We start from the raw sequence: 17,454 nt of genomic DNA, 5'->3' as shown, positions 1-17,454 counted from the left end.
GGTGGCCTACGCGGCCCCAACCCCCCCCCCCAACCCCGCCCACCCACCCCCCCGCCTAAGCTTTCGACCCCCACCCCGCCCCGCCCCCCCCCCCGGGGCCCCCCCCCGAATCTCATTCCAGCGGTCGCCTACTTGATGCAGAGGTCTATGACCGGGATCCACTTGCCGCCTGTGAGGGTGCAGATCGCGATGTTGATGAGTTGGCTGGCGCTGGAGCCGGTACCGGCGGAGTTGGAGCTCGAGGAACCCGAGCCGCCGGAGCCGGTGGGGGCGGCGTCGGAGGCTACGGGGGCCGGGTCGAGGGTTACCGGGGCGGCGGTGGCGGTGCCTGCGGCTGCGAGGGTGGCGGTGAGGGCGAAGGCGGCGAGGGTGGCGCGTGAGAGCTGGTGCGTGGCAGTGGTTTTCGGCAAGGCGGAATCCTGTTCGAACGTGGCGGCCGGGAGGGGTGGAGCTGGGATGCTCTCCTTGCAGGGGGAGTGATCGCACACTATAAGAAATGAATCGGAAGCGTTTCAGATTTTGGGTAAATGGGACGAGCCGGTCGCGCGGGGCGACCGGCTCGGGGGGTGAGCGGTGGTGAAAGTTAGTGGCTCACTTGTGGAATGACGCGGGGAGCGGGTAGCCCTTGTCTTTCATGACCTCTCGGGCACGGTTGGGGTAGTCGGTGATGATGCCGTCCACGCCTTGGTCCAGGACCAAAGAGATGGTGGCCTTGTCGTTGACTGTCCAGGGGATCACCTTGATGCCGAGTTCGTGGGCCTTGGCTACGTATTCCTTGGTGGTGGTCAGTTTGAAGCCGGGGTCGTCTACCTTGGCATTGCTGTCCCAGGGGTTCACGTAGCTGGGGGAGGAGATGTCCGCGCCCAGGGCCTTGATCGCGCCCAGCGGATCATCGGCGTGATCCTCGTAGCGAATCGGGCTGAGCCACGGGCTGTCCGCCTTGTAGGTGGAGTCGTCGTAGAGGGCGACGGTGGGGATGGCGGGGTTCTTGGCCTTCACCAGGGGCAGGCTGCGCCAGTCGAAGCTCTGGATCTCCACCTTGTCGGTGGCCCCGGCCTTGCTCACCTCGTCGAGGATGATGTCGACGAATTCCTCGGGGGTGGCGGACTGTTCGGGCTTGGCGGCCTCGATCTTGGTCTCGATGTTGTAGCGGAGCTTGTCGAACGCGCCCGGATAGGACTTCACCAGGTCGAAGATCTCGGGCAGCTTGGCGATCTTATTGCCCGGAAGTTCCTGCGCCTCAGGGAATCCGGCGAGTTTCTTGCCGCAGTCCAGGGTTTGGATCTGTGCGTAGTCCAGATCGTGCACCAGCTTGCCCGCATAGGGGAACTGCGGATCGTCCGGGATGGCGGGTGCGGTGTCGGTGCACTTCTCCGCCTGGATGATCGGGTCGTGCCAGATCAGCGGCTGCTTGTCCCGGGTGAGCACGATATCGAGTTCCAGTGTGCTGACGCCCAGTTCGATGGCCTTGGCGAAGCCGGGCAGCGACTCCTCGATGGTCATACCGCGACCGCCGCGATGGGCCTGCAGGTCGAATGCGCGATTCGGATCGGCCGAGGCGGTGGTGGCCGTGGAGGTGGAACCCTTGTCATCGGAGCTTCCGCAGGCGGCCAATCCCATGGCGGCAACCGCCACTCCGAAGACCGCAAAAGCGCGCTTGAGCTGCCAAGATTTGGCATCGACGAAAGTCATGAGCCGGACTATAGCAATCAAGAAGCTAACAGCAACTCGCACCGCATCGGCCGAGGTTGCGGGCAATTCGGTACGCTCGCGGCCATGGTAGGTGCGCTGGTTTCGGTGGAAGGGCTCGACGGTGCGGGCAAACGCACGCTGACCGACGCCGTCCTGACGGATCTGCGCGCCCGCGGCCTGCGTGTCGCGACCCTCGCCTTCCCGCGCTACGGCGTGTCCGTGCACGCGGACCTCGCGGCCGAGGCACTGCGCGGCGGGCACGGCGATCTGGCCGCCTCGGTGAATGCCATGGCGCTGCTGTTCGCCCTCGACCGCGCCAACGCGCGCGACGATCTACTGAAACTGCTGGCGGACAATGACATCGTGCTACTGGACCGCTATGTCGCCTCCAACGCAGCCTATTCCGCCGCCCGGCTGGAGCAGGACGCGCGCGGTGAGGTCGTGGCCTGGATCGAGCAATTGGAGTTCGAGCGTTTCGCCCTGCCTGCCCCGAATGTCCAGATCCTCCTGGATGTCCCGGTCGATGTGGCGGAGGAACGCGCCCGGCTGCGGGGCGCAGCCGACCACGCCCGCGCACTCGATGCCTACGAGAAAGACGGCGGCCTGCAACGCCGCACCGGTAATGTCTACCGCGACCTCGCCGAAATCAACTGGCGTGGACCATGGTGGGTGCATCGGACCGGTGACGATCCGGCAACACTCGCGGCGCGGGTCGCGGAAATCGTTGCTGGATAGGGTTGGATGTGCGCCGACAGGTCACGAGTGTTGGCGTGGCGGCCGGATCTGAGTGCGAGAGGTGACAAACTAGTAGTTATGAAGCCGAAGATTCTGGTCGTCGACGACGATATGGCTCTCGCGGAGATGCTCACGATCGTCTTGCGCGGTGAGGGTTTCGACCCCCACGTCGTCGGCGACGGCACGCAGGCGCTGAGCGCGGTCCGGGATTTACGTCCCGACCTCGTACTGCTCGATCTCATGCTGCCCGGCATGAACGGCATCGATGTCTGCCGGGTGCTGCGAGCCGACTCGGGAGTGCCCATCGTGATGCTGACGGCGAAGACCGATACGGTCGACGTCGTCCTGGGTTTGGAATCGGGCGCTGACGATTACATCGTCAAGCCGTTCAAGCCGAAGGAACTGGTCGCCCGGGTGCGGGCCCGCCTGCGCCGCACCGAGGAAGAGCCACAGGAACTGCTGTCCATTGCGGACATCGTCATCGACGTGCCTGCGCACAAGGTGACCCGCAATAACTCGCAGATCTCGCTGACTCCCTTGGAGTTCGATCTTCTGGTGGCGCTGGCCCGCAAGCCGCGCCAGGTGTTCACCCGCGAGGTGCTCCTCGAACAGGTCTGGGGCTACCGGCACGCCGCCGATACCCGCCTGGTCAATGTGCACGTGCAGCGGTTGCGCGCCAAGGTCGAGAAGGACCCGGAAAACCCTGAGATCGTGCTTACCGTCCGAGGTGTGGGCTACAAGGCCGGACCGCCGTGATCGCTGGCTCCAGAAACCGCGTCCAGCGGTTACTGGCGGTAGTGGTGGCCTGGTTTCGCAATCTAGGCGAACAACTGGGCCACGTGTGGCGGCGTTCGCTGCAATTGCGCGTCGTCGTGTCCACCCTCACCCTGTCGCTGATCGTGATCACGATTCTGGGAGTCGTGCTCACGTCTCAGATCACCGACAGGTTGTTGGACGCGAAGATCAATGCGGCCGTCGAGGAGATGAGCCGCGCGCGCAATACGGTCCAGAGCACGCTGACCGGTGTACACGATTCGAGTACCCAGCTGGCTCGATTGGAGGATGCCCGCCGCGCCCTGGCCGGGGGCGGCGGCTCCCAATCCGGCGGCGCGGCAGGCAGTTACGATTCCGCCCTGGCCATGACGGGCGACAGTCAAGCGGAGCTGAACGCGGGCCCGATCCAGGAAATCCCGCCCGAGTTGCGGCATTTCGTGCAAGAGCGCCAGATCAGCTACCAGTTCGCGACGGTCTCCGATCCGGACGGTTACCGCGGGTCCGCCCTCATCATCGGCAGCCCCGCCACCGATATTCCGACGCTGGAGATCTATCTGATCTTCCCGCTCACCAATGAGAAGCGCAGCCTCGATCTCATGCGCGGCACCATGCTCATCGGCGGCATCGTGCTGCTGGTGCTGCTCGCCGCCATCACCGCCCTGGTGACCCGGCAGGTGGTGCTGCCCATTCGATCCGCGGCGCGCATCGCGAGTCGCTTCGCCGACGGACGACTCAAAGAGCGCATGCTGGTGCGCGGTGAGGACGACATGGCCAGGCTGGCCATGTCGTTCAATGAAATGGCCGAAAGCCTGTCCAACCAGATCACCCAACTCGAGGAGTTCGGAAATCTGCAGCGCCGCTTCACCTCCGACGTCAGCCATGAGCTACGCACGCCGTTGACGACGGTGCGCATGGCGGCCGACCTCATTCACGGATCCAGCGACGACCTGGACCCGGCACTGGCGCGCTCCGCCGAACTGCTCGTCAATGAACTCGACCGGTTCGAAGGCCTGCTCAACGACCTCCTCGAAATCTCCCGCCACGACGCGGGTGTGGCCGAACTGCAAGTGGAATCGCTCGACGTGCGCATGTGCGCGCGGGCCGCGGTCTCCACGGTGCGGCACCTGGCCAAGGAATCCGGCGTCGAACTCGTGGTGGATATGCCCGAGGAACCCCTTGTCGCCGAGGTGGATCCGCGCCGCGTCGAACGCGTGCTGCGAAACCTGTTGGCCAATGCCATCGATCACAGCGAGGGCAAACCGGTCCTCATGCGCATGCGCGGTGATGTCGACGCCAATGCCGTCGCCATCGTGGTGCGCGATCAAGGCGTCGGCCTGCGGCCAGGCGAGGAGAAACTGGTCTTCAACCGCTTCTGGCGCTCGGACCCCTCCCGCATGCGGCGCTCCGGCGGCACCGGCCTCGGCCTGTCCATCAGCGTCGAGGACGCCAATCTGCACGAGGGCAAGCTCGAGGCCTGGGGCGAGATCGGCATCGGCGCGTGTTTCCGGCTGACCCTGCCACTGGTGCGCGGACGCAAGCTCGGCCTCAGCCCGCTGCCCCTGGAACCACCCAGGAAGCTGCGCCCGGTCCCCGAGCAGCTGGCCCTGGAGGTCGGCGAACCCGGCGACGCCGTGGCCATCGAATCCGTGCCCGCCGCAGTCGAATCCGTCCCCGAGGCGATCACCCCGAACGGCGAGGCCAGCCCGGCCCAGCTCTTCCAGGACGCCGACAATCCCGATCAGCCCATGCTCGCCGACACCGCTCCACCTCCCCCCGCCGAGGACGGAAAGCAATGAGGATGCGGACCTCGCGCCTGGTGCGGGCGCTGCTGGTGGTGAGCTGCCTACTGGGCCTCACGGCCTGCGCCAGCCTGCCCGATTCCTCGGCGCCGCAGGCGCTGGGCACCCTCGACCGGCAGCCCACCAGCGCGGGCCCCAATCCGCCGATCGCGGGCCGCGAGCCCGAACAGCTCCTGCAGGACTTCCTGCAAGCCACCTCCGACCCCACCAACCGGCATCAGGCCGCCCGCCAATTCCTGTCCCCGGCAGCCAATGTGCGCTGGGACGACGCCGCGGGCACCACCATCGTGGACCGGCCCGACACGCTGCGTGAATCCCGCACAGCGGATTCGGCCACCTATGTGATCCGGGCGCGCAAGATCGGCGAACTGGCCGCGGACAGCTCCTATCGCGCCAGCGACGGCACGCTGGAGAACAAGGTCGAAATGGTCAAGATCGACGGGCAATGGCGGGTCGACGACCTACCGCCCGGCGTCATCGTGGACCAGAGCGCGTTCAACAAGTCCTATAAGCGGTATTCGCTGTTCTTCCCCAATCTGGCCGGGACGGCCATGGTGCCGGACCTGCGCTGGGTCTCGGCGCGCAAGGACCAGCTCACCCAGAAGCTGCTCGGGATGCTCGCCGAGGGCACCCAGGGCGCGCTGGCCCCCGCGCTGCGCAATCCGCTGTCCGGGCAGGTCACCCTGCGCGGGCCGATCACCAAGGCCAATGGCGACACCGAGAATGTCGGTGTCGGCGCCGGTGGCGTGCAGATCGACTTCGCGGGCGCGAGCACCCTGGACCCGAAGGCCAAGGAGCTCTTGGCCACTCAGGTGGTGCTCACCCTGGCCGGGGCCGACGTCCTCGGACCGTATGTGCTGCTGGCCGACGGCCGCCCGCTCGACGACCGCTACGCCACCTCCGGCTGGAGCCGCGGCGACGTCGAGTCCATGAGCCCGGATGCCATCGCGCACAACCGGACCGGACTGCACGCGGTGCGGGACGGCTCCCTCGTGGCCGTCACCGACACCGGAATCACCGCCGCCCCGGGCTTTTTCGGCACCACGCACACGCTGCAATCGGTGGCGCTCTCCCCGGACGGGCAGCTGGTCGCCGCGGTCGCCAAATACGACCGGCCCGAGCCCGAACCGCAGCGCACCCTGATCATCGGAACCTATGACGGGCAAGGCTTCCCGGTCGCGACCGGCGGCACCTTCACCCGCCCGTCCTGGCCCGCCGACGGCGCCTCCGCGTGGACGGTGGTGGACGGTGATCGGGTGATCCGGGCCGTGCACGACCGCGGCACCGGCAATGTGTCCGTGCAGGATGTCGACACCGGCGAATTGACCGCGGCGGCGGCCAATTCGAACTCCGCCAATCCGCCGCGCGGGCCCATCACCGAGTTACGCATCTCGCCGTCCGGGGCGCGGGCGGCACTGATCGCCAATGGCAAGGTGTACGTCGCGGTGGTCAGCCCCCAGCCCGGCGGCAAGTTCGCGCTGACCTCCCCGCTGTCCCTCGCGGTCGGGCTGAGCACCAATGCGGTATCGGTCGACTGGCAGACCGACGAGAAGGTCATCGTCACCCGCGAGGGCAATGTCGATCCGGTCGCCGGGGTGATCGTGGACGGCTCCGGCTTCCAGCCGCAGACCACCCAGAACCTGACCCCACCGGTCCGGGTCGTGAGCGCCTCGCCCGACCACGAATACGTCGCCGACTCCCGCGCGGTCCTGGAACTGACCCGCAATCCCGAAGGCGGCGAATACTACTGGCGCGAAGTTCCGGGGTTGGGGGCCAATGCGGTTCCCGTGACGCCGGGCTAGGCGCACACTTGAGGGCATGGGGGAACAACTGCTGGATCTGATCCTCCCGCGCGCTTGTGGTGGCTGTGGGAGGGCAGGAATCGGGTGGTGTGCGGCATGCGCCGACGCCCTGTCCGGACCGCCGATCCGAATCCGCCCGCGCGCCGATCCCGGAGTGCCGTGCTGGGCGCTGGCTCCCTATCGGGGTGCGCCGCGGCGGGCCGTACTGGCCGCCAAGGAACACCGCCGCCGGGATCTCGCGACCCCGCTGGGGGCCTCGATTGCCAGGGGGCTGGATATTTTGCGAGACGGTTCCCGGCCGCTCATTCTGGTCCCCGCGCCGAGCCGCAGGGTCGCCGCGCGGCGGCGCGGCGGAGATCCGGTGCTGCGTGCCGCGAGCGTCGCGGCGAGTTGGCTACCGGATTGCCGACTGGTACGAATGTTGTGCATGCGGCCCGGTGTGCGCGATTCGGTCGGCCTCTCCAGCAGCGATCGCCAGCACAATCTACGCGGGCGGATCATGGTGGTACCCGACTGCCCGCCGACCCGGATGTTTCCGGCAAATGCCGAGGTAGTGCTGGTTGATGACGTGCTGACCACCGGGGCCACGGTGAGTGAATCGGTGCGTGCGCTGAGTGATGCGCGAGTGACGGTTCGTGCCGTGCTGGTAACCTGCGCGGCTTGATTCTTCGAAATTTGCGTGAACACTGGCGGACAGGTCGCTGGCGTACTAGCGTCGCGATCAGACACCCGAACCGCAAGTTTGGAGGTGGCGCCTCGGACATATGTGCCGACGCGAGTCATACGAATCGGCACACGTTTCAATCCCGCCGCACGAGTGGCTTGTGCGGCCAGATCCGGGAGGTACGCGTGACGACTACTTCACGACCTTCAGTGAAAAACGCAGACACCGCGGTGCTGCTGGATGACGAGTTCATCCCAGAGGGCCAATCGGCCAGCCATGCGGATGTCGTGGTCAAGGGCAGGACCCTCGGTGAGGGTGGAGTTCCCGACCATTTCCGAATTCACGTCGCGGACAAGCTTTCTCGCTTGGAACGCTTCGACCCCACCATCTATCTTTTCGACGTGGAACTCACCCACGAACCCAACCGTCGACAACGCAAGAACTGCCAGCGGATAGAGATCACCGCTCGCGGCAAGGGCCCCGTGGTTCGGGCCGAGGCCTGCGCGGACAGCTTCTACGCCGCCCTCGAGCAGGCGGTCGATAAGTTGGAGAGCCGGCTACGCCGGATGAAGGATCGCCGTCGCGTACACCATGGGGACAAGACACCGATCTCGGTGTCTCAGGCGACGGCCGGATTGATCGACGATTCCCTGTTCACCTCTGGCAACGGGGCCGCCGACTCCCACGATCACAAGGCCGATGAAGACGATAACGCCGGTCCCGGCCACGTTGTGCGCACCAAGACGCACTCCGCCATCCCCATGACGGTTGACGACGCCCTCTACCAGATGGAGCTCGTCGGCCACGACTTCTTCATGTTCCAAGACAAGGAGACCGACCGACCGTCGGTCGTCTATCGTCGTCACGCCTTCGACTACGGCCTCATCCGGCTCGCGTAGCGACAGGTACCTTCCGATCCGTTCCGGCCGGGGCTGCGCATCAAGCCCCGGTCGCTTGATTTCTTTATCAGACACCGTCAGTCGGCACAGTTTCTGTGACAGCGTGTATCGCTTTCTTTCTTACCTCGCGGTAAGTTTGGTGGATGGCTACCAAGGCTCGCCGCGCTGTCATCGTGTCCGGTGTCCGGACCCCGTTCGTGCGGGCGTTCACCGATTTCACGCGCATGGACTCCATCGATCTGGCCGATACCGCCGTGCGCGGACTGCTGGAACAGACCGGACTGCCCGGGTCGGCGGTGCAGTCCATCGTGTGGGGCGGGGTGATCCTGCCCAGTGCCGCACCGAATATCGCGCGCGAGATCGCGCTCGATCTGCAGCTCGATCCCGGGTGTGAGGGGTACACCGTCACCCGGGCGTGCGCGTCCGGCTTGCAGGCCGTCACCTCCGCGGCCGCCGCCATCGAACGCGGTGAGTACGACATCATGATCGCCGGTGGCAGCGACTCGACCAGCAATGCCGAGGTCAAGCTCCCCCAGAAGATCGTGCACGCCGCCGCGCCCCTGGCGCTGGGCAAGCCCAAGCCGCGGGACTACCTCTCCGCCGCAGCGCAATTGGCTCCCTTCACCGATATCCTGCCGCGCCGCCCCAAGATCCAGGAGCGCACCACCGGTGAGGTGATGGGCGAGTCCGCCGAGAAAATGGCTCGCATCCATGGCATTTCGCGCGCCGCCCAGGACGAGTTCGCCGCCCGCTCGCATCACCGTGCCGCCGCGGCCATCGAATCCGGCCGCTTCGACAGCGAAGTCCTCTCGGTGACCACCCCCGAAGGCAAGACCATCACCCGCGACGGCCTCGTCCGCGCCAACTCCACCGTCGAGAAACTGGCCACCCTCCCACCGGTTTTCGCCAAGCACGGCACCGTCACCGCCGGAAACGCCAGCCCGCTCACCGACGGGGCCTCCGCGGTCCTGCTCATGAGCGAGGAAAAGGCCCGCGCCCTGGGCTTCGAACCCTTGGCCGCCTTCCGCTCCTGGAGCTTCGTCAGCGTCGACCCCCGAGACCAGGTCCTCATCGGCCCCGCCATCTCCATGCCCCGCGCCCTCGACAAGGCCGGAATGTCCCTGAGCGATATCGATTTCGTGGACATCCACGAGGCCTTCGCCGCCCAGACCCTGTCCGTCGTCGAGGCCCTGGCCAGCGACGAATGGGCCAAGACACGCCTCGACCGCGACACCGCCGTCGGCCGCATCGACCCCGCCACACTCAATGTCCACGGCGGCTCGGTCTCTCTGGGCCACCCCTTCGGCGCGACCGGTGCCCGCATGGTCACCACCATGGCCAATGAACTGGCCCTGACCGGACGGTCCACCGCCCTGCTGGGCATCTGCGCCGCCGGTGGCATCGGCGCCTCCGCGGTCCTCGAACGCATCTGATCTCGCTCCGGCTGCATGGGATCGGACACCTTGGTGCATGGAATCGGACACTTCGGGGAACTCGAGGAGAGTGGATCGAATGATGTTCGGTGGAATGACGATTGCCGGTGCCGCGGTGCTCATGGCCGCGACGACGGGCACCGGCGTGGCCGCGGGTGACGCGGATCCCGCGCCGGGCACCGAATCCGGCGTGTCCGAATACGACGTGAAGCAGATATTGCACGAGCACGACCGGCACGTGGGAGAGCGGTTGCCGGTATACGGCCTCGTCTATTCCGACCTATCGGTGTGGACGCTCGGCTTCGTGACCGCCGGTCCCTCGGAGTTCTTCACCATCGACGGGACGCGAGTGGAGATCACCGGGCCGAGGGGCCGGGAACTGACCCGGGGCGATGTCTTCACCGGCACCATCACGATCACCGGCCGCTCCGACTTCAGCGATCCGATCGTCACCCTCGAGGACGCGACGGTCATCGACCACCGCACCCCCTGACCTGATCAGGGGCGGGGCGTGAATTGCTCCCAGTGGATGGCGGATTCGAGGGGGCGGCGGGTGCGCCAGCCGAAACGTTCCAGATCGGGGACAGTCTGGAATTCGTGGACCGGGCCGACACAGAGCCAGGCGACCGGCTTTACGTCGTCGGGGAGACCGAGGAGGTCGGTGAGGACGGGGGTGTCGTAGAAGCTCACCCAGCCGACGCCTACGCCCTCGGCGGTGGCGGCCAGCCAGAGGTTCTGGATGGCGAGGATCGTCGAGTAGATGCCCGTTTCGGGGACCGTGGCGCGGCCCAGGACGTGGGTGCCGCCACGGGATTGATTGTGGGTGACCACGATGCCGGTGCCGGACTCGACAATGCCTTCGATCTTGATCGGGTTGAAGGTGTCGGCGCGGTCCGCGGGCAGTGCCGCACCGAACTCGCGGCGCTTGTCGGCGACGTGATCGGCGAACTTGTTCAGCGTCGCCGGATCTCGCACCACCACGAAATCCCACGGCATGGAATTCCCGACGCTGGGCGCGCGATGCGCCGCCTCGAGAATTCGTAGCAGGGTGGTGTCGTCCACGACCTCTCCGGTGAACTCCGCGCGGACATCACGGCGCAGACGGATGGCGTCGTAGACGCTCAGACATTCGGTGGGGTCGATCGGACCTTCAGCACACACGACCCCCAGTGAACCAGCTCAGCTGACCAGGGCGGGCTGCCGGGTCAGGCGGCGGCGTCCCTCCTTGAGCGCGGTGCGCAGGCCGCTGCGGCGACCGGTGTTCGGGTCGATGGTGGCGGTGCCGCCGAAGGCCTTCTCCGACTTGGTTTCCGGAGCGTCGTCGGTGCCGCGGCGCAGGTACTTGTTGGGCAGCGACAGCTTCATGATGGTGCGCCACGACTTGAAGTACTGCACCGGCAGCGAACCGGTGGTGTACGGGAGGTCGTACTTGTCGCACATGGCGCGCACGCGGACCGCGATATCGGCCAGGCGGCGCGAGGGCAGGTCCGGGAAGAGGTGGTGTTCGATCTGGTGGCTCAGATTGCCGGTCATGAAGTGCATGAGCTGGCCGCCGGAGATATTGGCACTGCCCAGCATCTGGCGCAGGTACCACTCGCCCTGGGTCTCGCCGTCGATATCGGCCTTGGTGAACTTCTCCGCGCCATCGGGGAAGTGACCGCAGAAGATGACCGCATTGGTCCACACATTGCGGACCACGTTCGCGGCCAGGTTGGCGGTCAGCGTGCCCAGGAAGGACGGGCCGGTGAGCAGCGGGAAGATCAGGTAGTCCTTGGCGGCCTGCCTGCCGACCTTCTTCAGGACCAGGCGGCGGTCCTCCTCGAACTGCAGGCGCTCGGGCGAATCGGCGGCCCACTTCTTCTTGGCGACCTTGCCGAGTTCCAGATGCTGGACGGCGACACCGTATTCGAAGAACATCTGCAGGAGCGCGTTGTACACCGGCTGCCCGAGATAGAACGGGCTCCACCGCTGATCGCGGGTGACGCGCAGCAGGCCGTAGCCGATATCGTCGTCCATGCCCAGCACATTGGTGTACTTGTGGTGCAGGAAGTTATGCGTGATCTTCCAGTGCTCCGAGGGACCGGCGTTGTCCCATTCCCATTTGGTGGAGTGGATTTCCGGATCGTTCATCCAGTCCCACTGCCCGTGCATGACGTTGTGGCCGATCTCCATGTTCTCGATGATCTTGGCCGTGCCGAGCAATGCCACACCGGCGAGCCAGGCGGGCGGGAAGAGGCTGAAGAAGAGCACACCGCGGCCGCTGATTTCGAGGGCGCGCTGCAAACGAATCACATTGCGGATGTATCGGGCGTCGACCTCACCCCGGGCTGATTCGATTTCGCGGCGAATGGCATCGAGTTCCGCGCCGATCGCCTCGACATCTTCCGGGGTGAGGTGTGCGTATTCTTTGACATCCGAGATCGCCATGCGGGTTACAGTACCGTAGGTTACGGTCCCGTAGGTTACGGAGGATCGAATCTCCAACGTGTCGAATACCGCATTGTGCAAGAGACCTGATTCTGCTAGCGGTTGCGACGCAGCTTACGCGTCCAGAACCCTTCGCGCTGAGCCTTCTCTTGCAGCAAAGCCTTTTCCGCCCTTGCCTTTTCCTGCAAGGTGACTTTGGCTTCGCGCAGCACTACCTTCTCGTGCTCCATCTTCTGCCGCAGCACGACCTTGACCTCTTGGATCGCCGAGCGCAGTCCACGCCGCTGCCCGGTCACCGGGTCCACGCCGGTCCAGTTGTGCTCGGCCAGCCACTCATTACCGCTGGCCACCCACCCCTCGCTGTTCGGCGGCGTCGGCATGGAGGGCATGGTCGGCATGGTCGGCATGGCGGGCAATGTGATGCCCGCGAACTTACGCTCCGAGGACGTTTCCGGCGCATCATCGGCGGTGCGCTTGAGCCATTGATCCGGCAGTGCCAGCTTGTGAATGGTCCGGAATGCCAACAGGTATTGCTTACCCAGCGAACCCGTGGTGTACGGCAGGTCGTACTTGTCGCACAGTGCCCGCACCTTCAGCGAGACCTCGGGATAGCGGTTGCTCGGAATATCCGGGAACAGGTGATGCTCGATCTGGTAGCTCAGATTGCCACTCATCAGACCCATGACGGGACCGGCTTCGAAATTGGCGCTGCCGAGCATTTGTCGCAGGTACCACTCGCCCTGCGGTTCGTTCTCGAACTGCTCCTGGGCGAATTTCTCGGCACCGTCCGGGAAATGGCCGCAGAAGATGACCGCGTATGCCCAAAGATTGCGGATCAGATTCGCTGAGGCATTCGCCTTGAGGGTCGACTTCCACGCCGGACCGGTGAGTGCCGGATAGATGACGAAATCCTTCGCCACCTGTTTGCCGGCCTTCTTCCAGAACGCCTTGTTCGGCTCCGAGAAGAACCCAGCCTTCTCCACGCCCAGCTGTTCCTTGGCCGCGTCCAGATCGTGCAGCGCGATGCCCCACTCGAACAGCGCGGCCAGCACCAGATTGGCGGCCGGCTGGAGCAGGTTGATCGGCTTCCATTCCTCATCGCGCGTCATGCGCAGAATGCCGAAGCCCAGATCGTCGTCCATGCCGACGATATTCGTATAGGTGTGATGGGAGTAGTTGTGCGCGCGCTTCCATTGCGGCGACGTGCCCGTCATATCCCACTCCCACGTGGTGGAGTGGATCTCGGGATCGTTCATCCAATCCCATTGCCCGTGGCTGATGTTGTGCCCGAGCTCCATGTTCTCGATGATCTTGGCGACCGAGAGCATGGCGGTGCCCGCCAGCCACGCCCACTTGTTCTTGCTGCCGAACAGCGTGGCGCGCGCCGCCGCCTCGAGCACCCGCTGCGAGCGGATGACGCGGCGGATGTACTTGGCATCGCGTGCCCCGAGCGACTGCTCGACATCGCGGCGGATGGCATCGAGCTCATGACCCAGAGTCTCGATATCCGCCTCTGTGAGATGGGCGAACGTCTTGATGTCGGTGATGGCCACCGGCGATCCTTCCGTGGTGTGAACTGTCCTCGCGCCGCTGCGGCGGGATACGCGTCCCGTAGGGGAGGCGTGGTTAGGCTCGACTGCTATCGAGGGTAGCGGTTCCGCGGCCCGAGGGGGCCGCACGGTGCTGCGTCATACATCCAGGGTGCAATCGCCCGCGGCGGCGGAGATACAGGTTTGCACCTTGTCGCCCGAGCGATGCTCGGTGCCATTGCGAAGATCGCGCACGTGACCGTCGGTGAGGGTCACCACGCAGGTCTGGCAGATACCCATGCGGCAGCCGAACGGCATCTGCACGCCCGCGCCCTCACCGGCTTGTAGCAGCGTCGTCGCACCGTCCACCTCCACACTGCGCCCGGTCTTGCCGAAGGTGACGGTGCCGCCCTCGCCCGAGGCGGAACGCTCGATCTCGAACCGCTCCACATGCACCTGCTCGGCGATACCGGCGGCGGCCCAGTGCTTTTCGATCTCGTCCAGCATGGCGGCCGGACCGCAGGCCCAGGTGTCGCGCTCGCGCCAGTCCGGCACCCGCTCGTCCAGATCGGCCAGCGCGAACTTGCCGTGCTCGCCGGTGTAATGCAGGTCCGCGGTGAAACTCGGGTGCTTCTCGTGCAATTCGCGCAGGTCATTGGCGAACATGACATCTTCCGGGGTGCGCGCGGAATGCACGTGCACCACATCCGGCACCCCGCCGCGCCGATCCATGGTGCGCAGCATGGCCATGACCGGGGTGATGCCCGAACCGGCCGTCAGGAACAGCACTTTCGCCGGCGGCGGCTCCGGCAGCACGAACCCGCCCTGCGGTGCGGCCAGGCGCACGATGCTGCCCTCGCGCACACCGTTCACGATGTGGCTGGACAGGAAGCCCTCCGGCATCGCCTTCACGGCGATGGAGATGAGCCGCTTGCTCTTGTGTTCGGGATCGGTCCAATCCGGCGGGCAGGTCAGCGAATACGACCGCCAATGCCAGCGGCCCTCCACCAGCACGCCGATGCCGATGTACTGGCCCGGATGGAATTTGAAGTCGAAGCCCCAGCCCGGCTTGATCACCAGGGTGGCCGAATCGGCGGTCTCCTTGCGCACCTCCACAATGCGCCCGCGCAGTTCGCGCGCCGACCACAACGGATTCACCAGATGCAGATAGTCGTCCGGCAGCAGGGGAGTGGTGATCCGCGCCGCCGCGCCTCGAAGCGTATTCAAGCGGGTACGTCCCGCGGTCGCGCCCTCGGCGACCGGCGCCTCCAGCCATTCCCGGAGTTGCCGCACGGAGAATCCCGCCTTGTTCGATGCCATGATCCGGAACGCTTTCCTGTCGTCGTGCGCGCGGTGAGCGCGTCGTGCGTGCGTGCCTGCCGAAGTCCCCGAATCGAGTGACGTACGGCCGTCATCGCTAGGTTACGGCATCGTAGGTTAGGGCGTCATTGGTCAGGGGGTCCGGAGGCTCGGTTAGGGGGATCAGGGGCTCGGCCCCTGAAATCCCGCGTTCCGGTGCCTAGAGAAGATCGAGCAGGAACGGCAGTTCCTGGGCCGCGTACCAGGCCAATTGGTGGTCTTCGGCATCGCCGAGCACGAACTCGGCATCCGGATCACCCATGTCTGCGGCGTCGATCACATCGACGGCCTTGGACACCTCCGCCTCGGCCTCGGCCAGGTCCACGTGCACCGAGGCGATGCGGTCGTAGGGGATCGGCGCGGACAGCCGCACCACGGCATCGTCGAGGTCGGGTCGCAGGGTGGCGTCGTCCACGTCGGCGGCGATGACGGCCCGGCGGAACACCGGCCCGCTGGGGTGCGCGGTCTCGTCGTCGTCCGAGTCGGTCTCGCCGTCCACGAGGGATTGCGCGTCGGCCAGCAGCCGCAGCGACGCCCGCGCCGCCTCGGCCATGGCGACCTCGGCCAGCTCCTCGTCGTCCCCGGACGCGTACGCCTCGCGCAGGGCGGGCGTCACGGCGAAGGCGGTGTCATTGAGCGCGCGGATCTCCCGATCGGTCACCAGTTCCCGCAGCATCGGCACGGTCGCCGGGACGTAGACACGTAGCTTCTTCGATACGCGGGGGGACTCACTGGACGCAGGCACCGAGCATCTCCTCCATCGACTCGTGCACCGATGCGGTCAGCACCGCGATATCCGCCATCGCGTCGCGATCGGCCGTGAGCCCGTAGAACACTCGCCCGTCGTAGGACGTGAGCCCGATGCTCAAAGCTTGATTGCGCAGCAGCGGCGACACCGGGTACATCTCCAGCATCCGCGCGCCGCCGATGTACATCGGCTGCTGCGGACCCGGCGCATTGGTGATCACCAGATTGAACGTGTGTTCTGCGAAGGTACTCGCCGACCGCACGCTCATGGCATGCAGGCTCGCCGGAGCGAATCCGGCCATATGCACCAGCGTCCGCGCCCGCACCCCGCGCTCGTGCTGTGCGTGCGCCTCGGTGGCGTGCTTGATGTGCGCCATGCGAATGATCGGATTCTGTTCGCCCACCGGCAGATCCACCAGCAGCGAGGTCACCTCACCCGCCGGTTTCAGCTCTCCGGAAGGCTCGTCGGCGTACACCGACATGGGCACCACGGCCCGCAGCGTGTCCGCCTCGGTGAGGATCTCGCCGCGCGAGAGCAGCCAATTGCGCAGCGCGCCGGTCACCACCGCGAGGATCACGTCATTGATGGAGCAGTCGAAGCGCTTGCGGATCTTGCGGTAATCCTCGAGGTCGGTGCGCACCACCTCGACTCGGCGATTGCGCGAGGTCGCCTTGTTGAGCGGGCTGTCGGGCGCGCCGACGGCCGCGGCCCGGACCATGGACGCCAACTTGCGCAGTGCCTTCCCGGTGGCGTCGACCATGGCGAAGGCCTCCGCGCCGTGATGGCGGGCCACCTCGAGCGCCTCGCGCGGCTGGGTGGCCAGATGCAGCACCGCCCCGATCAGCAATTCCAGATCGGCGGGCTCGCGATGCGCCAGCCAGGCGCCGGAGGCCACCTCCCGCGGCGCGACCGAGGTGTCCAGGATCACATGCCCGATCTCGAGCGCGGAATCACCGTCCACCAGGGCCGAATGCGACTTGGTGAAGACCGCCGTCCGGTTCTCCGACAGGCCTTCGACCAGATACATCTCCCATAGCGGTCGGGTGTGGTCCAGCGGGCGCGAGGCCAGCCGTGCGACCAGGTCCAGGAGCTGTTCATCGGTGCCCGGCTCGGGCAATGCGGATCTGCGAATGTGATAGCTGATGTCGAAATGCGCATCGTCCACCCACACCGGGCGGCCCAGCGCGAACGGGATCTCCCGCACCTTGCGGCGGTAGAGCGGCACCAGCGGCAGCCGCGCCTCCACCAGGGAGACCAGGCGGTCGTAATCCAGTGGTGCGTGGCCGGAATTTCGCTTGGGCGCGGAATTGCGCAGGATGGCCAGCGAACCGATGTGCATCGGGTTGCTGCTCGATTCGAGCCGGTAGAACGACGCGTCTTGCGGCGTCAGTCTCGTGATCACGCTGCCCGCTACTCCCTCATCGTGTGCCTTGCGCCACGCAGATTCCCCCTGCCGAGGCGTCGGCACTCCGGCATCGCACGCCGGTCATGTCGCAAGCTATCGCAATCCGATCACCTGGGGGAATGGCCGGGCGGCACTGCCCGTCAACCATGCGTCTCGTAGACGCCCCCTGCTCCGGGTGTGCGGGCGCA

The 17,454-nt window shown here is 66.1% G+C and carries 16 protein-coding genes; 8 read left to right on the top strand and 8 right to left on the bottom strand.

What is annotated here, in order from left to right:
- Positions 1-128: 128 nt before the first annotated feature.
- A complete protein-coding gene (locus AB0N05_RS17690) occupies positions 129-410 on the bottom strand; it encodes a hypothetical protein (RefSeq protein WP_364694523.1) in 282 nt (93 codons plus the stop codon).
- Positions 411-591: 181 nt separating this feature from the next.
- Positions 592-1,692 carry a glycerophosphodiester phosphodiesterase gene (locus AB0N05_RS17685; protein WP_364694520.1) on the bottom strand — a complete coding sequence of 367 codons (1,101 nt, stop codon included), beginning with the start codon at positions 1,690-1,692 and terminating at the stop codon, positions 592-594.
- Positions 1,693-1,776: 84 nt separating this feature from the next.
- Between AB0N05_RS17685 and AB0N05_RS17680 the strand changes: the two genes are divergently transcribed.
- From AB0N05_RS17680 to AB0N05_RS17645, 8 genes are all read left to right on the top strand, one after another.
- Entirely contained in the window at positions 1,777-2,427 is a 651-nt protein-coding gene (locus tag AB0N05_RS17680) for a dTMP kinase (protein WP_364694517.1), read from the top strand.
- Positions 2,428-2,505: 78 nt separating this feature from the next.
- On the top strand, positions 2,506-3,183 hold the full coding sequence (gene mtrA, locus AB0N05_RS17675; RefSeq protein WP_364694513.1) for an MtrAB system response regulator MtrA: 678 nt from the start codon (positions 2,506-2,508) through the stop codon (positions 3,181-3,183).
- Positions 3,184-3,227: 44 nt separating this feature from the next.
- Complete coding sequence (gene mtrB / locus AB0N05_RS17670) at positions 3,228-4,997, top strand: MtrAB system histidine kinase MtrB (RefSeq protein WP_364694681.1); 1,770 nt, start codon at positions 3,228-3,230, stop codon at positions 4,995-4,997.
- Complete coding sequence (lpqB, locus tag AB0N05_RS17665) at positions 4,994-6,802, top strand: MtrAB system accessory lipoprotein LpqB (RefSeq protein WP_364694510.1); 1,809 nt, start codon at positions 4,994-4,996, stop codon at positions 6,800-6,802. Before mtrB ends, lpqB begins: the two co-directional genes overlap by 4 nt.
- A 16-nt stretch (positions 6,803-6,818) precedes the next feature.
- The gene (locus tag AB0N05_RS17660) at positions 6,819-7,466 is read left to right on the top strand and encodes a ComF family protein (protein ID WP_364694507.1); all 648 of its coding nucleotides are present in this window, start codon (positions 6,819-6,821) and stop codon (positions 7,464-7,466) included.
- 230 nt (positions 7,467-7,696) lie between these two features.
- Complete coding sequence (gene raiA, locus AB0N05_RS17655; RefSeq protein ID WP_364694678.1) at positions 7,697-8,365, top strand: ribosome-associated translation inhibitor RaiA; 669 nt, start codon at positions 7,697-7,699, stop codon at positions 8,363-8,365.
- 143 nt (positions 8,366-8,508) lie between these two features.
- Entirely contained in the window at positions 8,509-9,798 is a 1,290-nt protein-coding gene (locus AB0N05_RS17650; RefSeq protein WP_364694504.1) for an acetyl-CoA C-acyltransferase, read from the top strand.
- Positions 9,799-9,877: 79 nt separating this feature from the next.
- Positions 9,878-10,291 carry a hypothetical protein gene (locus AB0N05_RS17645; protein WP_364694501.1) on the top strand — a complete coding sequence of 138 codons (414 nt, stop codon included), beginning with the start codon at positions 9,878-9,880 and terminating at the stop codon, positions 10,289-10,291.
- Positions 10,292-10,296: 5 nt separating this feature from the next.
- Here the strand turns inward: AB0N05_RS17645 and bluB are convergent, their stop codons facing one another.
- The 6 genes from bluB to AB0N05_RS17615 form a co-directional block, all read right to left on the bottom strand.
- Positions 10,297-10,959 (bottom strand): 5,6-dimethylbenzimidazole synthase, encoded by a 663-nt coding sequence (bluB, locus tag AB0N05_RS17640; RefSeq protein WP_364694498.1) that lies wholly within the window; start codon positions 10,957-10,959, stop codon positions 10,297-10,299.
- Between the two features lie 18 nt (positions 10,960-10,977).
- On the bottom strand, positions 10,978-12,225 hold the full coding sequence (locus AB0N05_RS17635; protein WP_364694496.1) for a fatty acid desaturase: 1,248 nt from the start codon (positions 12,223-12,225) through the stop codon (positions 10,978-10,980).
- Positions 12,226-12,320: 95 nt separating this feature from the next.
- On the bottom strand, positions 12,321-13,778 hold the full coding sequence (locus tag AB0N05_RS17630) for a fatty acid desaturase (protein ID WP_364694493.1): 1,458 nt from the start codon (positions 13,776-13,778) through the stop codon (positions 12,321-12,323).
- Positions 13,779-13,913: 135 nt separating this feature from the next.
- The gene (locus AB0N05_RS17625; RefSeq protein WP_364694490.1) at positions 13,914-15,074 is read right to left on the bottom strand and encodes a ferredoxin reductase; all 1,161 of its coding nucleotides are present in this window, start codon (positions 15,072-15,074) and stop codon (positions 13,914-13,916) included.
- 199 nt (positions 15,075-15,273) lie between these two features.
- On the bottom strand, positions 15,274-15,789 hold the full coding sequence (locus AB0N05_RS17620; protein ID WP_364694675.1) for a hypothetical protein: 516 nt from the start codon (positions 15,787-15,789) through the stop codon (positions 15,274-15,276).
- A 52-nt stretch (positions 15,790-15,841) separates the two neighbouring features.
- Positions 15,842-17,263, bottom strand: a complete 1,422-nt coding sequence (locus tag AB0N05_RS17615; RefSeq protein WP_364694487.1) for a wax ester/triacylglycerol synthase family O-acyltransferase — start codon at positions 17,261-17,263, stop codon at positions 15,842-15,844.
- Positions 17,264-17,454 lie beyond the last annotated feature (191 nt).

Source organism: Nocardia sp. NPDC051030, from assembly GCF_040683015.1.
Lineage (GTDB): Bacteria > Actinomycetota > Actinomycetes > Mycobacteriales > Mycobacteriaceae > Nocardia.
Note: the sequence above shows the minus strand (reverse complement) of the source record. Positions and strands in the feature narration are given on the sequence as shown.